Below are 26,801 nucleotides of genomic sequence, written 5' to 3' on the forward strand. Positions count from 1 at the left end.
GTTAATAACTAGTAACCTGCAGTTTGTTCCAATTGAGGATTTCTTCCAATCATATCGGTAGTGATTGGTAATATTAATTTATACTCCTGTCCCGCAGCTAAGTAATCGTTGTTATTGATTACCCAACTGTCACCGGCACGGCGTAAGTCCCACCAACGCTTTCCTTCTCCGATGAATTCCTTCAGACGCTCATTCAATATCGCTGCTATATTCTGATCCTTTGTGCCATTTTGATAGGCATTTACTGCCGGATCATAATTACTTCCGTAAGCTCTTTTGCGTATCTGATTGATCTGTTCGGAAGGGTCTTCACCCAATAAATTTTTAGCTTCTGCCAACAATAGTACAGCATCAGCATAGCGATAAACGGGTACATCATCCACTTCTATACGCTGGCCACTTTCTATAATTCCGGAAAATTTAGTGAGAATAGATGTAACATAATGGTCAGCATTATAAGTTGGATACCCACTGCCATCATTGTATAGTCGCATAAAAGTTGCATTTCTCCTGGAATCCAATGTATCATCAAGTACTGTCAAAGTATGATCAGTAGGCCCATAACGATTGGCTCCATTTGTGATATAGGTACTCATCGAGTTGCCCTCTTCATCAAACAATGGATTAATTTCTGTTCCACGACCAGTGAATAAACTATAGAAATTAGTTGCCTGATCCTGCTCATAGTTGAATGCAAAGATGATCTCCTTGTTATTTTTATTACTGGCTTTAAAAATATCAGCGTAATTGTCCAGCAATCCCACATCGGCATTTTGCTGTAAATCAAGCAACGCTTGCTTTGCTGCCGTATAATCTGCACTACCTCCTCCAAGATGGGTGCCAGACCAAATATAGACATCTCCTTTTAAGGTCAATGTAGCTGCTTTTGACCAATAAATCCGTTTATTGTTCTGGAACGAATAATCATCTCCAAAATGAGACAGTGATTGCTCTATATCATCCTTAATCTGAGCCATGACATCGCTTTCTGATGATCTGGCTTTTCCCGTATTCGAAGGGTCGATATTCAGAAGTGGTTCAATGGTAATCGGAACCTTTCCCCAAGTTTTGAGCATAGTATAATAAATATATGCACGAATTCCATAGGCCTGGCCAAGCATATAATTCTTCTCATTCTCGTCATTGAAGGTAATATTGGGCACATTGTAAATGAAATCATTCAGGTTATGAATAAATCCATAAAAATTAGCCCAATTGGTAAAAGGAACCTGCGTTGCAGAGATTGTCTGTTGAATCAGGGTTTCATCTGCAGGGGATTCCACTGTTTTGCCTCCCCATATATCAGACCGAACTTCACCTAACTGCCAAAGTGTGTAGGCATAACTTCTGAAACGGGCATGAAGGCCTGTTTGTGCGGCCCTGGCTCCATCTTCGGAATCCCAAAATCCTTGAAATGTTAACTGACTTGTTGGTTTCAAATCCAGCTTTTTCTCACAAGAAGTCAAACCGATCAGTATAATTAAGAAATATGTTATTCTTTTCATCTGTTTCCGATTTAAAATTAGCGATTAGAATTTCACGTTCAGGCCAAGTGTATATACTCTCGGGAGAGGATAACGGCCGTTATCAATACCACCAACTTCAGGATTAGCACCGGAATACTTGGTCAAATAACCCAGGTTGGAACCGGTAAAATACACCTTGATGTGTTTGACATAGTTCTTCATAAAATCCGGATCAAAATTGTAACTTAAGGTTACCTCTCTAAGACATAGGTAGTCTCCTTTCTCCCAGAATTTACCATTTTGTCGGGCGCGATACGATTCACCGAAATTCATGTGCGGATCGGTAAAATCATATCGTGCGATATCTGTATTACGATTCTCCGGAGTCCAGGAATTGAGCACGTCGGTTGTTGAATTTTGCGCTCCCTGTACCTGGGCCAATCCTCTTACCCTGGCTTCGCTGTATATGATATGACCAAGCGCATAATCAGTTTTTACATAAAGATTGAATCCTTTATAGCTCAGGTTGGTGGTGAAGCCACCAGTTACAGACGGAGTTGTGCGTCCCATGTAAACCCGGTCCCGATAATCAATTGTATCATTGTGGTCTACGTCTACCCACCGGACATCACCGGGGTAACGCTCTTTTTCCTTACCAGCCTGGAAGTAGGCATCATAGCGGTTTGCGTCTTTATCGACGGAAGCCTGGTCAGGATAGATATAATCTTGCTGAGCAGCATAAACGGCGTCCAAACCAACACGTTTTCCTTCCTGCAAGCCTCCTACCCAGACAACTTTACCCGCTTTGGGGTCATAAACCTGGATTCCCCCCTGCCGGTTATTCTCGTTGCCGTTATCAGGTAATTTGACGACGAAATTTTTAACGGTATAGAAGGTAGCTCCCACATTCCAGTTAAATCCGTTTTTACGCCTGATGATATCTGCATTCAATTCAGCTTCAAAACCTTTATTTCTAAGGGTTCCGTTGTTAGTCAGAATACTACTAAATCCGGTCCAGTAAGGCAAAGTCAGACCTGCAATCTTATCCTTAATATCGCGCACGAAATAGTCAAGCAGAATATTCACCCGGTTATTGGCAATACCCAAATCCAAACCAGCATCAAGCGTTGTTGATCTTTCCCACCGTAAATCAAGGGTCGGAAGCGCTGTATTTCCATAACCTGTCTGTCCGTCGTAAATCCCTAGGTCACCGTAACTTCCGTATACGCCATAATTACTGAGTACGTCCACATTACCGTTCACACCATAGCTTAAACGAGGCTTAATGGTAGAAAAAATCTGGCTGATAGATGAGTTCTTGTAAAAATTCTCATTATGTATATTCCATCCAACTGAAACCCCCGGGAAAACACCATATTTATTATTTCCCAGACGGGAAGACCCATCACGCCTGATATTAAAATTGAACAAATACTTCATTTTATAATCGTACGTCAAGCGTCCGAACTGAGAAATAATTCGGTTTCCTGTATAAGTAGAACTCGGGACACCTGATGCCTCGCTACCAGCATTAAGAGTTGGAATCAAATCAGAAGGTGAATTCTTGGTTGCTGCCCAAAGATAAAACTGATCTGTATTATAGTATTCTGCTCCTAACAAAGCCGTGAGGTGATGATTTTCGGCAAACGTCTTTTTATAAGTTAGCATAGCAGTATATTGGTTGGTTACTGTTCGCGTCAGGTCAGCTGATGCTGTTCTGGAAGTAACCATCGAACCACCGCTCTGATATGCTTTATCAAATGATTGATTAACGTTATTAATTGTAAAGTAACTTCCCCGTGCGCTAAATTTTAGTTCAGGTAAAATTTGCCAATCAAGATTGACACTGGCAGTAAGCCTCTGTTCTAGATTCTTTTTAACAAATTTATCTTTGTAATACAGTGGATTTCCAAAAGAAATGTTTGTTCCAGGGTTCAAAGTCGTACTTAGACTACCGTCAGGATTATTGTTATAGATTCTTGATGTGGGAGGTTGTCCGGCAGCTCTTTGAAACACCCAGGAATAATCAGGAAGATAAGTTCCTTTTTGAGAAGAGCTGGAATATAGAATATTTGTGCTAACCCTCACATTTTTCATCACATTGTAACTGGCATTCAATTTACCGGAATATCGGGTAAATCCAGATCCCAGCACAATTCCAGCATCATCAAGGTATCCAAGTCCCAAAGAATAAGTACCTTTTTCATTTCCACCATCAAATGAGAGGTAATGATCCTGCACGTAACTGTTCTGGTAATAAAGATCAGACATGTTGTTTTCCTGGTAGATCAACTGTTTATTAGGATCCAGAGGGTCTGTCATTGTCTGCCATCCGGCGTAGTTCAAAAGATACTTGTTTTGGTCGGTCAAATACATCGTGGTAAAAGGAGAATCTGTAGTATTATTTCCAGTTCCGAAACCTCCTGAACGACCATTTAAAAAACCTGCATCAAAGTTATTACGCCCTGTGACCATCGTGTAGTTCTGCACTGCCAACCGATTGTAATAAATGTAATCATGGGCATTTAAGTATTTATAAGATTCTCTTCGACGATTGACCCCATACTTGACCGTATAGCTAATTTCAGATTTACCAACTTTCCCTTTTTTGGTGGTAACAAGGATAACACCGTTGGCTGCACGTGCACCATAAATAGCAGTAGCAGCTGCATCCTTTAGTACTTCCACAGAAGCTATATCGTCCGGATTGAGGGCATAGAATGAACTAATAACCCCGTCAACGATGACAAGTGGTGAACCCGACCCATCCCAGGAAGTCCCTCCCCGCATGACGATACTAGGTGTAGAGCCAGGTTGACCTGTAGTGTTTTGAACGCTAAGTCCTGCCACGGTACCTTGCAAAGCTGAACCTGCATTGGAAAGTGGAATACTTTCTAAATTTTTCGTGTCCATTTTAGAAACAGAGGTGGTCATCTGAGCTCTCGATTGTTCACCATATCCTACTACTACAACTTCTCCTAAAGCAGTAGTAGCTGTTTTCATGGATACATTAATCACACTGGAAGTCGACAACCGAATGGTTTGTTTTTCGTAACCAATCATTGAATATACAAGTTGGTCGCTTCCTTTTGGTACTAACAAACTGTAGTTACCCTCATAATCACTTACTGTTCCCGTGGTTGTTCCCTTAACCACAATTGTCACGCCTGGCAGTGGATCTCCACTTTTCGCATCAACAATTTTTCCAGTAATTGTTTTTTGTGCATAAGTATGACTACTCAACATCATCATCAAGACTATACTACACAAATACAATAGGTTGCGCAAGATTTTCTTCATAGATTTGAACTTTTTATTTTAAAAACCCAAACGTCTTATGTATGACATAAGACTCGTCGAAGTAAGTGAATTAATTTTTTATTTCAAAATATTTTCGAAATTTGCAGTATTAAGTAATACATATTAGTAATTCCAAATATGACGGAAAAAGATAAATCAGAACTACTAACTGCAATTGATACAAGGAGTTTAGTTGATAAAGTCGAAATGAAGCTGGTTGATTTCTTCATAAAAATGAAGCTTCAACCAGGTGACGCCATTCCCAAAGAAGTAGAATTGACCACAGCAATGGGGGTAAGCAGAACTGTAATCAGGGAATCGCTAAACCGCTTAAAAACAATGGGTATAATAGAATCCAAAAAGCACAAAGGAACGATTATCAAAAGTCCTGATCTTTCGGTGATTCTCAAAAAATCCATGATCCCTCACATTCTTGATAACAGCACTCTAAAAGACATCTTTGAACTGAGGCTGGTGATTGAAATAGGAATGGCTGATTTCATCTTTCGAAATATAACCGATGAAAAAATTACTGAACTTGAAGAAATCGTAAACAAAGAGCCGGAATTTACTAGCGACGTTTTATTTGACATTGAACATGAAATAGAATTTCACGGTAAACTGTATGAAATCACCAATAACAAGACATTAACAAAATTCCAGGAAGTACTTTTACCTGTTTTCAATTACGTATATGACAGTGGACTAATCAACAAACCTATTTCCAAGAAACACTACGTTTCTCATAAAGGATTGGTAGATGTATTAAAAAATGGTTCAGCAGATAAATTCAGGCGAGCAATGAGAAAGCATCTGGAAAATCATTTTCAAAGAATATCTGACATTTAGGTTCCTTTTAATGATGGTATTACTTTCTGAAGTAACTTTCTATAATTTGAAATAATGTAACAGAATGTAGCACAAAAAACACTTTCTCATATAGCAATATGGAGTCTGGACGAACGCATGTGCGCAAATTCAAATCTTGTCACTCTAGTAGAATTCAAAAGCCTGAAACGTCAATATGAAAGAACGCTTCAGGCTTTTTTATGTCCCAATCTGTTTCCGAACTTCAAAATATTGGTATTTCTAATTTTGAGATTCCAAGAGAAATAATAAATATGCTGCACTCCAACTAAAATGTTTTGAATTCAAAGATCGCCCGGTTTTTGGATCATAATTTTCTCCAATAGCATTTTTCAATAGAAGTCCATCTGCATTATGAAGCAACTTATATTTCAGTCTAGACGCATCTTTCGAAAAACCATAATTTTTCAAGCCTTTAATGCCCAAATAAGCCTGGTCTATCCATACCGGACCTCGCCAATACCCATTCAATGGATCAAACTCTGCATCCGATGCGTCAAGAGTTGGTAGCGGAACGTAGGTATTAAACCGTGCTGAGTCAAGCATAATTTGCCTCACACCCCTCGCCTGGGACTGGGACGCAAGTCCAGCCCAAAGGGGTAACCAACCCTCCGGACCGTATACTTTAACGAACGATTTGTCTTCTGTCCTTTTATCAAAAAAGTAATGTGCCTCTTCAGACCAGAAATATTTGGGAATGATCCCCCCAAGTCTTTGGGCTTCCGCCAAATATCGATTTTGATCTTGTATTTTTTTTAATATACCCGCAAGTTTAGACAAATATTGTTTTTCTTTTTGAAGATAAACATTCAAATCAACAGACTCCTGATTGAGTGACCATGCTGAATCGTTCACCGGCACAATTTGTGATTTGTCAAACCGGACAGCATTGTCCATTCCACTTTCCCATTTTGCTGCAATTAATGTTCCGTCAGTTGAGCCGTACTCGCAGATGCCATTCTGGTCATGATCCCGATTCATATACCACCACTGATGATATTTATTCAGTTTAGGATACATTTCTTTTACAAAAGCAGTATCTCCTGTTTGCTGAAAAACCTTCCAAACAGCCCAAGAGGCCAAAGGTGGCTTTGTATCCCTCCAATTATTCTCAGTAGAATCGAAATAGATGCAATCTGCAACCATGCCAGTCGGGCCCTGATAGTCAAACATACTACGGATACTTTCCTTAGCCAGGTCAGGAGCAAAAAGCGCCAATGCCACAGCATGTTTCCAGCTATCCCAAGCCCAAAAACCATAAAATCCTTGGTAAGCGGAGGATGGAAACACTCCTGCATGTTTAAGATCACCAGCCGGGGACCGCCAATTAGAGATCAGGGTCTCAACGCATTTGACGATTAATGAACGAGGTTCCGTTAAATGACTAAAAATTCGACTAAGGTAGCCGTTCCAGCGCTTTGAATTCTCTACCAATACTTTTAACGGTTGGCTAAGCCAATCCGCAATCAACTCTTGGTTCGAGTTTGCTTCATCATTATTAAAGAAATAAGATTGCACAAAAGATACTGTAATACTTTCACCAGATGAGAGACTGTACCTTTGTTTCGCAAACAACAGCAAACTATCTCTCTTCGTTTGAAAGCTAAAATCACTGGCAAAATCAGTCTCTAACAATGAGCTGTCTGGCAAGACAATCTTCAATTGGGTTCCTTCTTTGCTAATTTTACACCCTTTGAGCCAAATATCCCCTTTCCAGGAAAACCTGAAAGTGCTCCTTACCTTTCCAGTATTTGTCACTTTATTAAGTACAAGAGCTGAACGAGGGCCAGCAAATATCAATTTCTGAACGACTCTCAGCTCCCCTGCTTTTAACTTTTGAATTAGTTTGCCGGGAAAATAATGCAGTTCAATAGAATCGGGCGAGTAGCCCAGCACTTTACCGCTTTCATCCAACAAACGAAGATGCATCAGGCTTTTTCCGATCCACCGTCCATTCATCTTCATTAACAATGGCCCGCAAAATCCGCCTAAATACGCAGTGCTGTCTTTGGGTGGCAGTGTATACGCATGCCACGCCCCATGATCTGAAAAACCGAAAGCATTAAGATTATCCGGCGATTTTGGAACAGCCTCAATCTGTAAAACATCCGGATATTGCTCCCGAATATTTTCTTTGGGTGTTTGGGTTCCGCAACCCGAAATCAAGAGAAATATAGGTAAGAAAAAAAAGCATTTTGTAAAATTCATAACACGTTTGTTAAAAGTTTACTGGATTCTGAATCTGCTTGGCCTTATAAAACAAATTGTCCCCAGTCTCAAAGGGACAAATCCAATAGGTATAGCGGGTAGGTTCCGCTGGGATCAGGTACTCTGGATGAACCGGAGCCCCCCAGCTAGTATCGCCTCCCAATCCCATCTGCTTTTGATCAACCAACAAGGTCACCATCCCGCCGGGTTTGATTTCTCCACCATGCCTCCGTTTAATATGGTAAGGCACATAGTACAATTGTTGATAGTCGAAAGGCAAGGCATTCATGCTTAATGGCTTTTCCCCGACTACCAGAACACCATCCCCACCAGCAGAGTGCAGGGCCAACCATCTGACACCCGTTTTATTGCCTGTTTCCTGTGGTCTGACATAAGGGTGGAATTGCCCCCACAAAGAACCTTTGTAATGACCGATTGCTGCGGAGGTGTGACGATCGGAATAGTTTTCGTGTGGACCGCGGCCAAACCATTCCACGCTATCGTAGGCATAGGGCAAATTCAATTTCATTCCCATCCTTGGAATAGACGGCAAATTTCCTGAAGCAGGTCTGTAGTTTCCTTTAACCCGGATGATCCCATTGCCTGAAATTCTGTAATCCAGCTGATAGGTTCCCAACGAATCGGGCAACATAAAGAGGGAATGGATATCCACCCAGTCCACTCCGGGGACAATTTCAAAGGCTTTCAGTTTGCGGTCTCGCCCGGAATATTTCCATTGTCCGCAACGGCCAAATAAATTATTTCCCAAATCATTATCGGTCATTGCTCTCCAGAAATAAGGTTCAGGACCTGATATCATTAGTTCTTTTCCATGATAACGATATCCCTCCATCAGGCCGGTTTTCTTGTTAAACGTCGTTTCTCCTCCATCGAAATGAAGATGAACAGTTTGTCCATCGTGTGTAAGCTCTACGTTACCCGCTGTAATTTTTGGAATTTGCCCATTGTTGTGCCACGGCAGTTTGAATTGTTCCCAGGCAACCAAATGACCCGCAGGAATGAGGAAATTCGACTCCTTGGTAAAAGCATCAACACGCAAAAAATACTCTGCTCCCGGAACTAACTCAGGCCGCTTTAACCCCAAGGTTACCAGCTGTTTTTCATGTGGTTTTATCGATAACTGATCAATAGAGCCTGACTCCACCACTTCCCCTTCGCATCTAACACTCCACTGAAACTTCAGGCCCTTTAATGAACGAAAATCATACCTATTGGTAATATAAAGCTGATTTTCGGCAAAAGGCACCGCTTCAAACTTAACGGGTTGGTATACTTTCTTGACTTCATAAATGTGTGGGTGCAGGCTTCGGTCAGAAGCAACTAACCCATTCGCACAAAAATTAGAATCATTCACCACCTTGTATTCCCCAAAATCACCACCGTATGCTGCAATGGTATCCCCATCATCATCAACCTTGCGGAAGGTTTGGTCAACCCAGTCCCAAATAAAGCCCCCTTGGAACTGCCGATAATGCTCAACCAAATCCCAGTAATCCTGAAGGTTTCCCTCACTATTCCCCATCGCGTGCGCATATTCGCAAAGAATGAGAGGACGAGGTGCTGATTTCTCCAGGTACCTATAAATTTTATCAAAACGGGCATACATAGGACAATAGATATCGGTATACCACTCTTCACCTGCATCTTCACTCTGTACCATCCGGCTCCTGTCCCTAGTTTTGATCCACCTGTAAGTGGCCTCAAAATTCCGCCCTTTTCCGGTTTCGTTACCTAATGACCAAATAATCACCGAGGGGTGGTTTTTGTCCCGTTCGACCATAGCTTTTGTTCGGTCTAGAAACGCTTTTTGCCAATTTGGCTTATCCGCCAACGTTTTTCTGGGATTGTAGGGTTCGGCTCCATTGGCTTCGATATTCGCTTCATCGATCAGGTAAATCCCGTACTTGTCACACAGGTCGTACCACTTCTCCTGATTAGGATAGTGGGAACACCGCACTGCATTAATGTTAAACTCCTTCATCAGCCGGATATCCTGCAACATTAACTTATCCGTGATGTACCGACCGGTTACAGGGTCGTGCTCGTGTCTATTCACACCCCTTATAGTCACTGGCTTCCCGTTAACCAAGAATTGCCCATATTTTACTTCGACCGTTCTGAAACCAAAAGGGCGCGATATATATTCTAAAGCCTTTCCCTTTTCATTCTGAAGCTGAATGACCAACAAATAGAGATTTGGAGTTTCTGCAGTCCACTGCCTTACACCAGGGAACCTCGCTGAAAAATGTGCTTTTGAGCCCTCCTTGGAGCTTGAAAACGTACTCGAACCACTGGAAATTTCCTTATCCGTCCCAGCTTCCCTAACCGAATATTTAATTGTATAATCTCTTGAAGTTGATTGTAGGTTAGCTACTTCTACATCCAGGCCAAACCGCCCTTCCTGATATGTGCTGTCCAACCCGGCGTGGATAAAGAAATCGCGAATATGTACCCTTGGGCGTGCAAACAGGTAGACATCTCGCTCAACCCCACTGATCTTCCAATAATCCTGATCTTCCAGATAACTGCCATCACTAAATCGGTAAACCTCCACAGCCAACTGGTTCTTTCCGGGTTTTACCCAACGAGTAACGTTGAACTCAGCTGGTGTCTTACTACCCTGGCTATACCCTACTTTATGTCCATTTACCCAGACATAAAAGGCTGACCGTACCCCTCCAAAGTGCAGGAAGACCTCCTTTCCCTTCCACCTTGCGGGAAGCACGAAAGACCGTTTATATGATCCTACAGGGTTATAATCGTGTGGGATAAAAGGCTGATTGTTAGGAAAAGGATATTCTACATCTGTATAGATAGGAACACCGTATCCCTGTAACTCCCAATTTCCTGGCACCTTAATATCGTTCCACCCCGACACATCAAAACCAGTCTTGTAGAAATCTTCAGGTCTGTCAGCCGGGCGTTCAACCCAGTTAAATTTCCAAATACCGTTCAGTGAAAGGTAATTGGGCGCCTTTTTCATAATTGTGTGCGATGGATTGTATTGCCCGGGGAAAGCAAAAAAACTTGCCCTTGGGGCTTCCTTGTTAATACCGGTCACCTGGGGATTTTCCCAATCATTTACATCCTGCGCCCGAACAAAATCAATGGAAACCATCAGGACCAAGAGCATCCATTTTATACTTTTATTGATTTTCATGTCTTCTAGTTTAATTTTTCTATGTTCCGGAATCAGGAGTTTTTTAATAGCAGCCCCGCCGGAAAATTTTTAAGCACAAATAATACAGGCGCATTCAACGTCGGGCTCAATAACCCCTAGCAACAAAAATGCGCCATGCCAACACAACACTGCCACAAACAGCACCTACTGTAATGATCAACGCTTTCAACCCTATGATATCATGGTTATACACAATCTTATCATGTAAGCCCGCCTAACCGAACTTTCAGGCACAAACAATAATGCAAAAATCGACGATGTAATTAACTTGTTTTGATTTGTATCAACTGGCTTTGTTTCTAAATAAGAAGCCCGGCAGTGATACGTGCCGTCAGGATTCCAAAAATTCAGTATAATTCCTAGTCTATTTTGTATTCTAGTTCACCAGAAAAACCACTTGCTTTATAAAAACTGGCCTGATGATAACCGGTTATTACCCGATAATGACCTGAAAAAATTCTATCCAGCAAAACGTCTCCTGTATCTATCAACAATGGTTTTCCCTCAAGGGCATTCAGCTTCCCCGGCGTTGCTGCGATAATGACATTTTCTTTTCCGATCAAGGTTAACACTTGAGGACTCAATTGCTGGTTCCCACGCCCAAGCAAAAACCCTTGTCCGCCCGTAGGAGTAATGATCAACCAGACTTCCTGCCCCTGCAGGTACCTGAGTATTTCTTTTTCGCTGAGATCGGCAGCGATTAATTTTTTGTTCTTAATCAGGTCAACTCCAAGTAAAGTTCCATTAACCCCCAGTTGGTCCAAAAAAGTGCGTAAAGTCGATCCTGGTCCAACTAAGTAGTCAACATCCTTTTCCAGTTTTTCCAGCAGATCCTCAGCAATAGCCTGTTGAAAATAAATCTCTCCCGGTTGTGTTCCTGTCTTCTTGTTTTGAACGAAAGACAAGACACGGGGAATTTTCAGATATCCGTACAGCCTGGCGTTAAGTATTTCACTCCTGTACAATTCTTCGTCCAAATCTACAACCTCCGCCTCAATAAAGGTTTTTATCTCTCCTCTCAGAAAACCTTTGAGAATACTACCAGCAGCGGCCGGATGAGTGGCAAATACACCCGACTGAATTTTCACGCCAGCGGGTATGCCTAATACGGGGAGTTCCATGCCAACATTCGAACATATATCACGAGCGGTCCCATCTCCGCCAGCAAACACCAACAAATCAACTCCCTGCTTTATCATATCAGAGGCAGCCGACCGTGTGTTTTCGGCTACAGGATAAGCGGGACTTGGAACAACAACAATTGAATACTCAAATCCCAATTCCCGGACCACATCTTCTCCCATTTCTCCTGGACATGTAACAAAATGAAACTGTTCCTTTTCGTCTTTAAGTAAACTCAAAGCTTCACGGGTTCGGATATTAGTTCGGGAGACTGCACCAAGTGATATTGCTTTTTGACGAATCATTTCACCATCCGTGCCTTTTAGTCCGACACTTCCCCCCAGCCCTGCCACCGGATTAATTATCAAACCAATAGTTTTCCTTCTTTTCACTAAATCGATATTTGAGAGTAACCCTAAATACCTCTGAGATAGTGTTTATTCCCAGAGGTATTATTTTGAGAGAGAGTCAAGATTATTGCGCATGCTTTTGCAAAAAAGCCCTCCAAGTTATAGCCCACTTCTGCGGATCGTCGTCCCAACTGCTATCGATCTTATGCACAACACTCCTGTGTGGCGCTGTTTTCACTATTTCAGGATCAACGCGAGCTTCTTCCGCGATGTGTCTTAAACCATCCAGGTATTCATCCAGTTCTTCTTTTGAATAGGATTCTGTCGGCTCAATCGTGAAAGGTTCAGGCACAATAAAAGGATGGTGGCTGGACCAAAGATGAAAACCAAAATCGCACATTCGAAGCGTAAAATCGTGCGTCCCAACCCCCGTATCCCTGAACAATTTCTCCCAGGAATAACGTACTTGTTCAATCCGTCTTTTCCCTCCAGAAAATGGCGACTCTGCCCCGTCAATGGAGGTAATGTGCTTCAACAGGTAGTTGTTGTTCAGGACAGCGATTTGGCTCGAAGCCTTCAAACCATCTGCTCCAAGTGCCCTGACCCAGGCATAAGCTCTTAATATCACCGGGAACGGGCCCAAAAAGGAACGTGTTTTCCCGATGGTATTGGGAAGATTGTGTTCCAGAACGTATTTGTCTCCGTCGAATCCAACCAACGGTACAGGAAGAAAACTTTCAAGCTCCTTTGTTACCCCAAGTGCTCCGGCTGCAGGCCCACCACTTCCATGAGGACCGGAGAATGTTTTGTGAAGATTGAAAAAACAAAGATCGAAGCCTGCTTCCCTTGCCCGGGTGATCCCCATTAGCCCATTCAGGTTCGCCTGATCATACCCACAAAGGCCACCCACTTCATGAACGATTTCAGTAAATTCATCGATCCGAGGATTGAAGATTCCAATATCTTCCGGGTTTGTAATAAATAATCCGGCTGTTCGTTCAGACACCGCTTCTTTTAGCGCTTCAATGTCCGGAAAACCTTGTTCGTCGGGATAAATGGTGATGATCCTGTATCCTTTCGCAGCAGCTGCTGCGGCATCGGAAGGGTGCGAAAAAATTGTCGTGATCAACTCATTACGGTGACTATCGCCTCTTGATTCATGGTATTTCTGCATGATGGAAGCCATGACCAAAATAGCATGGGAACCGGAACTGGGCTGTAGCGTAAAGCGATCCATCCCGGATATCTCTTTCAAAAAACTTTCCATGCCATACATAATTTCGAGTGCCCCCTGAATGGTTGATTCATCCTGGTGTGGATGTATTTCTGCGGCTTTAGGACTCCGGGCAATCACCTCGTTGATCTTCGGATTGTACTTCATGGTACAGGTACCCTGCCCAATATCGACGTTCAGGTCTGCCCCCAGGTTTTGCTGGGACAGACGCAGAAAATGTTTTAATACCCGCATTTGCCCTACTTCAGGGAGTGCGGGTGCTGATGGGCGAATCATGTTTTCCGGCAGGACAGATATTCCGTCGCCGACTTCATCCCAAATCTCTTGCTCCACCTGAGGAACAACAATACCTCTTTCACCTTCAGTGCTTAGTTGGAAAATAATTTCTTCATCCCATTTTGCCTGATGAAAATTTCGCAGGTGACTATTCTTTTTTATTTCCATGTTCAATTTTTGTCTGGTAAAAACTTGCTTTCCATCCCCCCATGTTATGCCACGGCCTCAGTCAACGCCTCAACTAAACTGTCGATATCCTCTTTTGAGAGCATCTCGGTTACGCAATAAAGCGCGCAACCTTTCAATGCTGGAAAATCATCTTCCAGAGCCTTTCCCCCAAAAATCTTCTTTTGAAGCAGTACTTGGTTTATTCCAGCTACCGTTTTGCCAGTATCAAGGAAATCAACAACGAACTCTTTAAAATGTGGAGATTGGAAATGAATTGAGACACCTGGTATTTGTTCCAGCTTTTTCATGGCATAACTTGCTTTCTGTAGCAGATGCTGCCCTTGTTCATACATTCCCTTTGGCCCCATCAGCGACAAATACACTGCAGTTGATATTCCATAGAGCGCAGCTGCAGTTCCTATAAACTCTTTTCCTTTCTCCCTAACACCGAAAGAGGTACGATCATAGGCAACATCGCCAAACCCCCATTCACCTTCAACGGACGTTTTACATATCCCAAACAGCCTAGAAGGAAATTCCATCACATATTTTTCGTCGTCGCGCGTAGCGATAAAACCGCCCAGAGCCCCACCGAGATATAAATGGTTTCCTAATCCCTGTATATCTCCACAAACAATGTCTGCCCCATATCTCGAAGGGGGAGTCAAAACTCCCAATGAAACCGGATCAGTGCCTACAACGACAACTCCTCCTTGTTGGTGAACCATATCAGCTATCTGTTGTCCGTGCTCCTGAATCACTCCCAAATAAGTTGGGTTCTCAAAATAAACTCCTGCCACTCCAGGATGTAATTTTTGTCTAAGATCGTCCAGATCCAACTTCCCGGTTGTCGGATCGTGTTTCAGAGTATTGATTTTCATGACCGGCTCGCAGTAGTTTTTCAGGATTTTCATCCGGTCAGGAGAAATAGCCTCAGATACAATCATTTCGTCTCGTTGAGTAATTCTTCCCGCCATCCGGATTGAAGTGCTGGCTGCTTGCCCCCAATCATAGGTGGGGACATTGACCACATCCAGGTCCAGCAATTCCGCCATCAGGCTTTCATATTCGAATAAAGCCTGAAAACGTCCATGATCTTCATATGGCTCTCCTGCATAAGCAGTCAGGAATTCTGCACGGCCGGTTATCTCATCGCAGATTGCCGGGACATAATGCCTGGCAACACCGCCTCCTAAAAAACTGATGTTTTCTTCACATGAACTGTTCTTTGCTAAAATACGGTTGACTTCCCGTTTCAAATCCAGTTCAGAAACCAATGCATCGGGCATATTCATTTCGCCACGAAACCGTAAACGTTCTGGGATGTCTTCATAGAGTTCATCAATATCATTGATCCCAATCTCTTCCATCATGGCTGCTTTCACTCTCGGACTAGAATTCGGAATATATGGATGAACTATTTCATTTCTCTTTTTTATCATGATCGTTTTTCTTTTTTCTTTAATGACACTTAATCAAGCGATGCCTCCACCGTCAACCACCAGATGCGCCCCAGAAACCCATGATGATAGTCCACTAGCCAAGAACAAAACTGCATTACCTATATCTTCTGGGGTACCAAGTCGTGAAATAGGACGATGAGAACATTCTTCCCGATACCTATCGTTATATTCCCCTCCTAACTGTTCGCACTCACTTTTTAACATGGGTGTATCCACATCTCCGGGACAGACAGTATTGACACGAATGTTGTCTTTGCCATGGTCAATACACATAGCCCGGGTCATATTCAAGGTTCCCCCTTTCATGGCACAATAAGCAAGCGCATTCTCTCCTCCTCGCAACGACCATCCTGAACCAGTATTAATAATGCTGCCTCCACCTCCCTTTTTCATATATGGGATGATAAATTTTGAAAGCAGGTACTGTCCTTTCAGGGAAACGTCAAGCGCCAAGTCCCATTCTTCCGGTTCCAGATCAACTGCATTCTTCCGGATAGCAATACCCGCATTATTATGTAGGATGTCTATTCGCCCAAAGGTTTTGTAAGTGAGCTCGGCAGCGTTCTTGCAATCATCAGGAGAACTGACATCGCATTTAATAAAAATAGCTTTTACTCCAATCGCCTCTATTTTAGAAGTTGCTTCGAGGCCACTTTCTTCGTTAATATCCAGAAGTGCGATACTGGCCCCTGCTTCCGCAAGCCTTTTTGCCGAACCAAATCCTATACCTGATGCTGAACCCGAAACAACCGCTACTTTACCCTCTAATGAAATCGATTTGAGAATGTTATTTGTAATTGTCATGACTCTCTAATTCTAGTGATTTTTATTCGTAAAAACTGATCATACCCCCCTTCATTCACTGTTCTTTTGAACACAAAAAAGGGTTCATAATTACTTCCCAACTTGTATTAGCGAGATTTTTAAAAGGAAGCATTAAAAATCAGCCCCATTCTTCAAGAAAAAAATGGAAGCTGATTTTTCTTCTTCTATTTCTATGAAAAGTAAATTACAACGCGCTGTTGCTATTTAACTCTTTGCGAGGTATAGGGAAAAAATCGTTCGCTGCGGGATCAAAATTGGTACGACCAACAGATTCTAACGCCTCCTTTGCTTTTCCCCACCGACGTAAATCATAAAATCGAAAATTCTCGAGTGGAAATTCCAATATTCGTTCATGCTCTATTTCAGCCTTAACATCATCATAAGATGAACCAGTCATTGGTGGCATATCACCGTGAACGTCGCGAACCTGATTGATAAGAGGAATAGCTTCATCGGTCCTGTTCAACTCATTGAGAGCTTCAGCTTTCATTAACAAGACATTAGAATAGCGCATTAGTGGAATATTATACCCGGATTCTTCATCGTCGATATTTGCATAATCGGGCAGTAATTTGCGAAATACAGCTCTGCGTTCCGTAGTAAAATAATAGTCGTAATTGTGACTAAAAATCTTATTACCTGTATAAAAGTATTCATCATCAAAGATTAATGTAGCGTACATTCGTTTATCATAAGTACCTGCATTGGATGTTTTTCCTTCCTTTTTAAATTCACTAACCAGCTTGTCTGCCGGAGAAATTTCATCCCAACCGCCAATCTCCTCGGAAGCAATCCAGAACTGAAGCTCCGTATAATAATTTGCTCCATTGTCACGATCAAGCGAGAACTGAAGTTCGAAAATTGATTCGTTAGAATTTTCGTTAGTTCCATTAAACATCCCCAGGAAATCACTTTCCAACGAATAGCCGGTTACATGATTGAATGCGTCAACAGCGGCATTCAGATCCGCCTCCTTGTTGGCAGGTTCTTCATATGCACGAGTTAGATACGCCCATCCAAGATATGCCCAGGCAGCTCCGGAAGTTGCACGACCAACATGCTCTGCAGGCTGAGATTCCGGCAGGTTTGTTGCCTGTTTGAAATCCCGGATAATGGATTCCCAACAATCGGAACGTTCTGAAAGCGGTTGATCAAGTTGCTCTGCTGAATTGATATACTCTTCTCGCAGTATGATCTTCTTCCAATTCAACAATAATTTCATGTGATAATACGCTCTCAAAAAAGTAGCTTCATTAATGATCTGACTCCGGTAAGTGGCGTCCATATCAATATCTGCGACCTTCGTGATTACTTGATTACAATAGTTTAAACCGGTATAACAGATACGCCAATATTGAGCAAGCTGTGTATTAGCATCAGTATAGGTGAAGTCGTACAATCGTACCCAGTCTTCATAATTTGTAGCATCCCGACCGATGACCATCATATCTTCCCGATATGCTTCTACCGGCCACTTTATCTCTGCAAAAGACCAGGTTCCTGTTGAAAATTCAAGTTGTGAATAGGCTGCTGCCAACCCGGATTCAGCATCGCTTTGGCTTTTCCAAAAGCTTTCAGAAGTTACTTTGTCAGGTGATTCGACTGTAAGGAAATTGTCGCATGCAGCAAAAATGAATGCTACAAAAGTTAACAGAATCAGTAATATTTTTTTCATAACTTTCTATCAATTTTAGGCTACTTATAAAGTAATTTGAACCCCCATCAGGAATGACCGTGTAAATGGAAAGATATAATTATCTACTCCTGCGTTTAGCACACTTGAACGTGAAAACTCGGGATCTATTCCTGAATAATCTGTAAAGGTGAAAACATTGTTTGCACTTGCATAAACTCTTAGTTTATTAAGATGCATTCCAGAGACTAATCTTTTAGGTAGGCTATAACCTAGTTGTATCTGACGAACTTTAACAAAATTACCGTTTTCCAAGAAACGTGTACTTTCACGAGTATTGCCGTTAGGATCGCCCAAAACCGCTCTTGGCATAGTGTTACTGTGATTTTGCTCCGTCCATGCGTGAACTGTTGTAGAAAGGAAGTTACTTCCTGAACTCATCGCTTCATAAAAATAGCGGTTTCCATTGTAAATTTTTGCTCCCCAGGCACTTCCCAAAGTAGATGAAAAGTCAAGACCTTTCCAGTTAAGATTTAGTATCAGATTAGCTTCAACCTTCGGTATGCCGGATCCAGAATATGCCATATCCTCATTGTCCAAATTTCCGTCCCCATTTAAATCCCTAAAGCGAACATCCCCGGGTTTGGCGTCGGGCTGAATAACCACCTTTTGACCGTCAACCATCGTATAATGATCCTGAACTTCTTGTTCATTCTGGAAAATACCGTCCATTTGGTACAAATAAAATGCCCCAATCGGTGAGCCCACCTGGGTTTTTGTAGGAAAATGTGCATCTCCATATTTAAGACCTGTGCCGTATATTATCTGGTTATTATTGGCAAGTTCCAGAACCTCATTTTTTACGGTTGAAAGATTCATTCCGATATTATAGGTAAAATCTCCTTTTTTCTCCTTCCACTGGAAATCAAATTCAACTCCGGAATTCCTAATTTTGCCCACATTCAAAGTAGGATCATCCATTCCTGCAGAAGGAGCTAAAATTTTAGTAATTAGCAAATCACTGGTGGTCGAGTTGTAATAATTAACAGTTCCGGTCAACTTGTTATTAAAAAGGCCCAAATCAAAACCGATATTTTTTGAGTCTGTGGTTTCCCACTGCAAATCAGAGTTAGCAAGCCCTGTTGCAATACTACCAGGCCAAGGCAGTTTTTCAACTCCCTGAACATAGCCCTGACTTTTATTATTGACGGTTGTGACCAGAGTTTGAAAATCATAATATCCAAGTGCGCTTTCATTACCCAGACGGCCGTATGATGCCCTGAATTTTAAATTATTGATAATACCATCCTTGGGAAAGAAACCTTCCTTTGAAATTACCCATCCGATTGCTGCAGACGGGAAAAATCCCCAGCGGCGTTTTGAGCCAAACTTAGAAGAACCGTCTCTCCGAGCAGTTACCTGAAAAAGGTATTTGTGTGCAAAAGCGTAATTAAGACGTCCAAAAAATGAGGCTCGATTATAGGTAAAATTACTTCCATCTCCCGAAAAGCTACCTCCAATACCTGCGTCAATGGTTTCCAAATTCGGGTCCAGAAACCCTCCGGTTGAACCATCCACGGATGTACCATGCCATTCAGAATAAGTAGCATTAATAGAATTACCCACCATCATATTCACTTCATGTTGTCCAAACCCCTTATTGAATGTTAATATATTTTCCTGAACTTGTTCTTGCCAATAAGTTGTTCTAGCTGAATTCATTGCATACAGAACTCTATCTTGCACTGATGGAGTGAACGGTGGAGTGTGATAATGATAGGAGTTAAAGGAACCTCGATATCCGTACGACGCTTTGAAGTTTAGGAAAGGAGCCAATTTGATACCAAGAGCAACATTCCCCGTCATCGTATAATCCCGGTTCTTAACTTTAATATTTTCATATTCTGCCATTGAGTTCCTATTCGCAGGCAAATCATTTTTATTAGTTAGTCCATAGCCCTCAGGTTGAGTTGGATCATAAACTGGAACCAATGGTGAGATCGCATATACTTCTTTCAGCGAGTATTGTGGTTGTTGGTTATTATCAAAATTTAATCCAATATTGGCGTCTAATGAGAAAATGTTTTTTGTAAATGAATAACGGGCACGGGCTATATCTTGGATATACCGGTTTCCAAGCATAATACCTTTTTCATCTGAATGAACAAATGACAAGGAATACTTAGAATCTTCCAAGCCACCTCGCGCTGCAAAAGAATAGTTCTGGGTAAAGCCGTTACGAGACATTGCATCAAACCAATCAGTATTTGCATTATCACTGGCAGTAATGTAGCTTGGAAGCGCTTTGCCTGCATTCTGATACATCTCGGTGTGTACTTTAATATATCCATTTGCGTCCAACATATCTAGTTTATTGGCGACATGAGAAACACCCAAATACGAGTTCACGTCGATGACCATACCACCCTTTTTCCCACTTTTCGTTGTTATTAGAATAACTCCGTTCGCAGCCTTGGATCCATAAATAGCAGCTGCAGCGCCATCTTTTAGTACCTCAACAGACGCAATATCAGCTGGATTTACCGTATTAATATCCATTGGAAAACCATCGACTAAAACATAGGGTTCATTATCAGAAAATGTGTTGACACCACGGATTTTAATATCAACATTTGACCCTGCATTCCCTCCCTGGCGCATGATTGATACCCCTGAAATCTGCCCGGATAGAGCCTCCGCAGGATTGGTTTGCAGACGATTTGAAATATCATCTCCCTGTACCGATGAAATTGCTCCGGTTACGTCACTTTTTTTGACCGTACCATATCCAATCGCTACGACTTCATCCAAGCCTACCGTTTCATCTTCCATGATTACGTTAATTGAAGTCTGCCCTGCTACTGGTATTTCCTGTTTTTTCATTCCAATGAATGAGTAAACAAGCACCGCATCGTTGGGCACCTTGCTCAATGCATAGTTTCCATTTGCATCAGTAACAGTTCCCTGGCCGGTCCCTTTAATCACAATCGTTACTCCGGGTAGAGGTTGACTTTTCATATCAGTAACCTTACCTGTTATGGTTTTTACTTGCTGGGTAGCGGTGCCAATATTATTATCTTCGTCAGTTTTTGGAAAAAGAATAATATTCTTGTTAACAATTTTATAAGAAATCCCAGTACCTGTAAGGAGATCATTCATTATGGCCTCCACATTCTTATTACTCACATAAACCGTCTTCCTTCCGATGTCACGTAACTGTTCGTTCTGGTAGAAAAACCGGAAATCAGTTTGCTCTTCAATCTGTCCAAAAATCTCCTTTAGTGTCCCGTTTTCAACATTAAGGGAAATTCTTGAATTCTGCGATAACGAAGCAGAAGCATCAAAAATGAAAAATAAAATCAAGAAGGTAGTTAGTTTCATGATTCGCAAAATTTTCATCCACCCAACTCTTGCTGGGTTACTGGATAATCGTGTTTTTTTCATAGATTTGAATGATTTATAGTTATTAAATCAATTAATGAAAAGGTGATTATTCGTTGGCGCGGGTGTCACCTTTTCTTCGTTCTCATTTTCAGTTAATTGTCGTTTTTATAAGTTAGTGTTATCGTTTTATTGTTTATTTCATACTTCATTGGAATCGTTAGGCTAATAAAATCAAGTACTTTGTCAATGCTTAAATTGTTAATCGTTCCTGTATAATGTTTGTTTTGAAAGCTTGTTCTGTCATATATGATCTTGACAGCGTAGTACCGTTCAAGTTTATTTATCAAATCACTAAATAACTCATTATCAAAAACCAAAACGCCCTCCCGCCATAAAACCTCGTTGTGGACATTTGCCGTTGTTTTTATAAATTTGTGTTGCTCTTCATCATATGTCAATTTCTGACCAGGAATAAGTTCAATTCCTTCGTTGTTCCCTGACAAGGACATAGAGATTTTTCCGGATAGAAGAGAAGTTTGAATAATTTTAGAATCCGGATAATGCGAAACATTAAACTTTGTTCCTAAATCTATAATTTTTGCATCCCCGGTTTTTACAATAAAAGGTTGGTCTGGATCATGTTTTACTTCAAAGTATGCTTCTCCAGAAAGAATTAATGTACGTTTATTCCTCAATAAACTATACTTGATATCCGTTTCCGCGTTCAACCAGACTAAACTTCCATCAGGGAGAGTAACTTTGCTCCGTTGCCCTGCCTCCGTAGCAACTTCCACATAATTTTTAGTATGAAACACACCCGCTACAGAAGCAATATAAATCGATATTCCTGATATAGTAACAACTGCAGCAACCGCAGCAGCAATTCTCCATACCTGACCAAATCGAGTCCTTTGAGGTTTTTCTTCTCTATTGGAATTGATACGGACCAGAAGCCTTTTACGAGCATGCTGTAATCTTTTATCAGGCAATGGATTGCCAGGTTTCTTCCAGTATGCTTCCAGTCCATCAGCAAAAATCTCATTCTGGGTTGAAAGATTTTTCCACTTCGCCAAGGTATCCTTCTCTTCCTTATTAGCCATCTTTAGCAAACTGTGTGCGATTATTTGAGAAATAGTTTTCATTACCAGAGTAAAGTTTATATCCTTGTTGTAATAAGGACACAACTTTCCTATGATCTCCCTAAAGAAAAATTGAGTTTTTTTAATATTTTTTAAAATTATTGCCCTGGGATGGCGAACTGATGAACCTAAAATGCTAGTAAAAAAGTCATTAGGCGCTTTGAATTTTGAGGATGGGAAAGATCGATATTAAGCTGTTCTGCGACCTTCTGAACAGCGATTGCAACCTGATTATCTACCGTTTTTACTGATATATTAAGTATGTGTGCAACTTCATTTCTATTTAAGCCATCTTCTCTTATCAATTTAAAGACAATCTTGCATTTAGCCGGAAGTTTTTTTACAGCACAATTAAGCTCATGTAACATCTCATGTTCAACAAGCTCATCCTCACCTGTAGCCTGATAATCCGCCAATTCAATATGAGAATCCTCCAACATATCAAAATCAAAATTCTGTTCCTTTCTCAATGAATTGATGGCCGTGTTTCTTACAGAAACGAACAAATAGGTTTCAATGTTTCTGATGCTATGTAGTGAATCTCTTTTGGTCCATAATTTCAAAAATACGTCCAGGACAATTTCTTCCGCTAACAATTCGGACCTGGTTATGGTAACAGCAAATTGCACCAGGCGTCTGAAGTAAAAATCAAAGAATTTGGTGTAGGACTCTTGGGTCCGTTCTACTTTGAAATGTTCAAATGTATATCTTCCTTCGTTTTCCAATATTACTCTTTTCGCGGATTGAATCACACCGTCATAAGTTTAACATTTTTGTAAAAGAAAAAAATCCTCTTCATCTTACAATTACAAAATTTGCCTCAAAAAGAGCAAAGTAAGATAAACGGAGATTCTTAGTGCTGAAATTCTTTATGTTGTTAAATATGGTTTTTGACTTAATCCAGAAAAAACCTTCCCCTTTAATGCACTTTAATTTTAAAATTCTCCTTCTACGCAAATAACCTTTGATTTCGATTTCTTTATTCTTAGGATCTTCATCGCGACCTCAATGTGACACAATAATGTACACAAACATTTCGATAAATTTAATATTTACCTATACTACCGCTCTTTACGAGGATTTGGATTTCCGTCTGGGGGGCGAGGGGTCGCAAGTTCAAATCTTGTCACCCCGACAATGCAAGATTCAAACAACATCAAAAGCCTGTTAATCGTATGATTATCAGGCTTTCTTGTTTTTTGTCATATCAATTCAAAGCAGAATATTTCAGTTTAAATGAGAACCACGCGGTGACCTCTTTTATTATGTATCTTTAGGTCACCAGAAACAATGTAATGTTCTGTCGGGGAGTTCATTGCAATTTCATACATACATCAGTTATGTTCAAAATTGATGGTTTTTGATGCCCTTTCAAGGCCCGTTCCGGTGACCTTTTTAGGCCAAAATCCATCAGAAAAATGAAATTGTTATGAGAAACACACACACCTTCACCATCAAGTTCATCCTCAGAATGAACAAGTTCCGAAATCATCGGGCACCCATCTATGCCCGCATTTCCGTTGATGGAGTCCGGAAAGAGCTGGCCATCAAAGAAACCATCGACCCGGACGAATGGGACAATGAAATCGGCAAAGCCCGCGGAAACCGGCCTGAATCACGTTCCCTGAATATCCGGTTGGTTCGAATCAAGTCGGAGCTGATGCAATGCTACCAGGATTTGCGCATGCAGCACAAACTTATTACCGCCGATAAAATCAAGAATCTTTACCTCGGCGTTGAGGTGGAACAGTTCAGCCTTTCCAGGTTGATCGATTACCACGAAAAGACCGGCAGAGAAACATTGGCACCCGGAACTTTAAAAAATTACTACACCACGCAGAAATACCTTTTTGAATTTATCCGGAAACGGTACAAGACGTCTGACATATACCTTTCGGAGATCAACTACCAGTTCATTACCGAGTTCGAATATTTCCTGCGAAGTCATCAACCAGCCGACCACCAAAAACCGATGCGGAATAACGGGGTGATGAAACACATGGAGCGTTTCCGCAAATTACTGCACTTGGCTAAACGTTTGGAATGGTTGGTTCGCAATCCTTTTGAATCCTACCATTTCCATTTCGAACCTGTCGACAGGGGTTATCTGACTGTTTTGGAACTTGAGAAGCTTGAACAAAAGACATTCACCATCGAACGCATGCAGCTGGTTCGTGACCTGTTCATTTTTGCCTGTTATACCGGTGTTGCTTATGTCGATATATCCAGGCTTACTCCTGACAATTTAAGGCTGGGCATCGATGGTCAGAAATGGCTTTTCTACAAACGTAAAAAGACAGAACAATCCGTCGCAATGCCAGTACTTCCCAAAGCCATGGAAATCATTTGGAAGTACAAAAACCATCCGCGGGCATTGCATCGCGGAACGCTCTTTCCGGTCCTGACGAATCAACGTTTGAATAGTTACCTTAAAGAAATTGCCGACCTGACCGGTATCGATAAGAACCTGACATTTCATCTGGCGCGTCACACTTTCGCCACCACGGTAACCCTAAGCAATAACGTGCCCATTGAGACGGTGAGCAAAATGCTGGGCCATACCAAAATTGCGACCACCCAAATCTATGCACGGGTAATTGAAACCAAAATTAGTCACGACATGGAGAAACTGAGAGAGAATCTCAATCAAACAAGTACAAATTTTATGCTTAACAAAAAAAGTAGTAAATTGGGGTAAACCAATTAAGTAACCAGACAGGAAATCTGAATTGACGTTAAAATCTATAGGCTCTTTAGCCGGGAAAACTTTGTTTTCTTGCCTGATAGAGTCTGTCTTTTTCGTCATCATTGAAGTAGGGATAATGCATTGATATGCCGGTTTAAGGAGGATGATAGCGGATTTCCCGTTGATGTTCAAACCTAAATCTCAATGAAGAATGAATTTCGTACCCTGGAGAAATCCGTGATTGGGAAATTATCCGTCACCTCTTTCTTTTGCCGGTCTTTCTCCCAGGAAGAGCTTCAAGCCTGGGACAAAATCTGTCTGGAAGAAATGAAGAAAATGGAAGATGCCATCAGGTACCAGATCTTCCATCAGGAAAACAATAAGCAGCTGTTGAAATACATCTCCGCTAATCAGGCTGCCATGGTCCGAATCCTGAACCATCTTTACGCACTGTTCTCTTCAGCCGCCAGACTGGTTCCAAACAAATCCCAGTTTACGTTACTCCGGATGGGCCAGCAGTTAGCCTATAAGCTGGAAGACTTTCTGGGCTTTCTGGCCGAAGACCACCCGGAGCTCTTCAACTTTGACCGGTATTGTTCCGCTTTTTTTCACCAAAGAATGGCTGATATTTTCAGTCGGCAAATTGTACCGGTTCAGGCGTACCTGGAAGAACATCTCAATAATCCGATGTTGGCGTCACTGATTTTTAAACCCTACCGGGAATTCATCCATATCAGCATCCGTAAATACACCTATCGTAAAATAAAATACCTCAATACCCTGTTGGAACAACTCTCTCAACTGGTTGATAAAAAACTGACGGATGCTGAGCTGAAGAAAGAACTGTTGGTAACCATTCTTTACATGAACTACAATGCGACCAACCTGTTTGTTGCCTGTTCTCGCTTAATTGCTAAAGCTTGCTACGAACACGAATCCACAAAACAGCAGTTGCATTACCTCCACCTGATTCGGAAAATAATAACGCAGGTCGTGCCGGCGCCTAAACTGGCATTCAGACCCGAACGCCCTTCTCTCCAAAAGCAACTGAAACAATGGATTTCCCAGGAAATCACTTATCTGCAAACCAAGCTCGACCTGAACCAGGATATTTCGCTTGAAACACCCCTAACAGACACTGAAATTAAAAAACTGCACACCCACCTTTCGGTGGCCCAGCTCGCTTGTGTGCTGAAAATCTACATGGAAACAAATGCCATTAAAAATGAAAACATCTCGGAGGTCATCCGCTCATTTGCCAAACTGGTCCGGACCGACAATAGCCGCAATATCTCGGAGGACAGTTTACGAATCAAATTCTACAATTTAGAGCATGCCACTTGTGAGCGGGTGAAAGAACTGCTCCGCCGACAACTGGATTATCTCGACAATGTGTAACCAGGCACCGGCTTCAAATCTCTATATTTTTAATGAACAAGGTTGTAACCCCTAAAGAAATTTAGGCTAAATTACTCGCT

Annotated in this window: 15 protein-coding genes; 3 read left to right on the forward strand and 12 right to left on the reverse strand. The window is 41.6% G+C overall.

The window, feature by feature from the left end; genetic code table 11:
- Positions 1 to 8 precede the first annotated feature (8 nt).
- On the reverse strand, positions 9 to 1,505 hold the full coding sequence (locus AC060N_RS12415; RefSeq protein WP_479524074.1) for a RagB/SusD family nutrient uptake outer membrane protein: 1,497 nt from the start codon (positions 1,503 to 1,505) through the stop codon (positions 9 to 11).
- A gap of 24 nt (positions 1,506 to 1,529) precedes the next feature.
- On the reverse strand, positions 1,530 to 4,766 hold the full coding sequence (locus tag AC060N_RS12420) for a SusC/RagA family TonB-linked outer membrane protein (RefSeq protein ID WP_479524075.1): 3,237 nt from the start codon (positions 4,764 to 4,766) through the stop codon (positions 1,530 to 1,532).
- 138 nt (positions 4,767 to 4,904) lie between these two features.
- Between AC060N_RS12420 and AC060N_RS12425 the strand changes: the two genes are divergently transcribed.
- Positions 4,905 to 5,615: a FadR/GntR family transcriptional regulator gene (locus AC060N_RS12425; RefSeq protein WP_479524076.1), complete on the forward strand. Its 711-nt coding sequence runs from the start codon at positions 4,905 to 4,907 to the stop codon at positions 5,613 to 5,615.
- Positions 5,616 to 5,855: 240 nt separating this feature from the next.
- Here the strand turns inward: AC060N_RS12425 and AC060N_RS12430 are convergent, their stop codons facing one another.
- The 10 genes from AC060N_RS12430 to AC060N_RS12475 form a co-directional block, all read right to left on the reverse strand.
- On the reverse strand, positions 5,856 to 7,841 hold the full coding sequence (locus AC060N_RS12430; RefSeq protein WP_479524077.1) for an MGH1-like glycoside hydrolase domain-containing protein: 1,986 nt from the start codon (positions 7,839 to 7,841) through the stop codon (positions 5,856 to 5,858).
- 10 nt (positions 7,842 to 7,851) lie between these two features.
- Positions 7,852 to 11,022, reverse strand: coding sequence for a beta-galactosidase, LacZ type (lacZ, locus tag AC060N_RS12435; protein ID WP_479524078.1), 3,171 nt, complete (start codon positions 11,020 to 11,022; stop codon positions 7,852 to 7,854).
- A gap of 380 nt (positions 11,023 to 11,402) precedes the next feature.
- The gene (locus tag AC060N_RS12440; RefSeq protein WP_479524079.1) at positions 11,403 to 12,557 is read right to left on the reverse strand and encodes an ATP-NAD kinase family protein; all 1,155 of its coding nucleotides are present in this window, start codon (positions 12,555 to 12,557) and stop codon (positions 11,403 to 11,405) included.
- Between the two features lie 82 nt (positions 12,558 to 12,639).
- Complete coding sequence (gene gcvPB / locus AC060N_RS12445; RefSeq protein ID WP_479524080.1) at positions 12,640 to 14,193, reverse strand: aminomethyl-transferring glycine dehydrogenase subunit GcvPB; 1,554 nt, start codon at positions 14,191 to 14,193, stop codon at positions 12,640 to 12,642.
- Between the two features lie 44 nt (positions 14,194 to 14,237).
- Positions 14,238 to 15,635 (reverse strand): aminomethyl-transferring glycine dehydrogenase subunit GcvPA, encoded by a 1,398-nt coding sequence (gene gcvPA, locus AC060N_RS12450; RefSeq protein ID WP_479524081.1) that lies wholly within the window; start codon positions 15,633 to 15,635, stop codon positions 14,238 to 14,240.
- Positions 15,636 to 15,668: 33 nt separating this feature from the next.
- Positions 15,669 to 16,460: an SDR family NAD(P)-dependent oxidoreductase gene (locus AC060N_RS12455; RefSeq protein ID WP_479524082.1), complete on the reverse strand. Its 792-nt coding sequence runs from the start codon at positions 16,458 to 16,460 to the stop codon at positions 15,669 to 15,671.
- 205 nt (positions 16,461 to 16,665) lie between these two features.
- Entirely contained in the window at positions 16,666 to 18,156 is a 1,491-nt protein-coding gene (locus tag AC060N_RS12460; RefSeq protein WP_479524083.1) for a RagB/SusD family nutrient uptake outer membrane protein, read from the reverse strand.
- A gap of 24 nt (positions 18,157 to 18,180) precedes the next feature.
- Positions 18,181 to 21,558, reverse strand: coding sequence for a TonB-dependent receptor (locus tag AC060N_RS12465; protein ID WP_479524084.1), 3,378 nt, complete (start codon positions 21,556 to 21,558; stop codon positions 18,181 to 18,183).
- Between the two features lie 92 nt (positions 21,559 to 21,650).
- Complete coding sequence (locus tag AC060N_RS12470; protein ID WP_479524085.1) at positions 21,651 to 22,640, reverse strand: FecR family protein; 990 nt, start codon at positions 22,638 to 22,640, stop codon at positions 21,651 to 21,653.
- Between the two features lie 125 nt (positions 22,641 to 22,765).
- Positions 22,766 to 23,362: an RNA polymerase sigma-70 factor gene (locus AC060N_RS12475; protein ID WP_479524086.1), complete on the reverse strand. Its 597-nt coding sequence runs from the start codon at positions 23,360 to 23,362 to the stop codon at positions 22,766 to 22,768.
- A 704-nt stretch (positions 23,363 to 24,066) separates the two neighbouring features.
- On the opposite strand from AC060N_RS12475, the gene AC060N_RS12480 reads away from it, so the two are divergent.
- Positions 24,067 to 25,335, forward strand: a complete 1,269-nt coding sequence (locus tag AC060N_RS12480) for a site-specific integrase (protein WP_479524087.1) — start codon at positions 24,067 to 24,069, stop codon at positions 25,333 to 25,335.
- Between the two features lie 192 nt (positions 25,336 to 25,527).
- Complete coding sequence (locus AC060N_RS12485; protein ID WP_479524088.1) at positions 25,528 to 26,721, forward strand: hypothetical protein; 1,194 nt, start codon at positions 25,528 to 25,530, stop codon at positions 26,719 to 26,721.
- Positions 26,722 to 26,801: the final 80 nt, after the last annotated feature.

It is taken from the genome of Prolixibacter sp. DSM 2831, assembly GCF_056493735.1.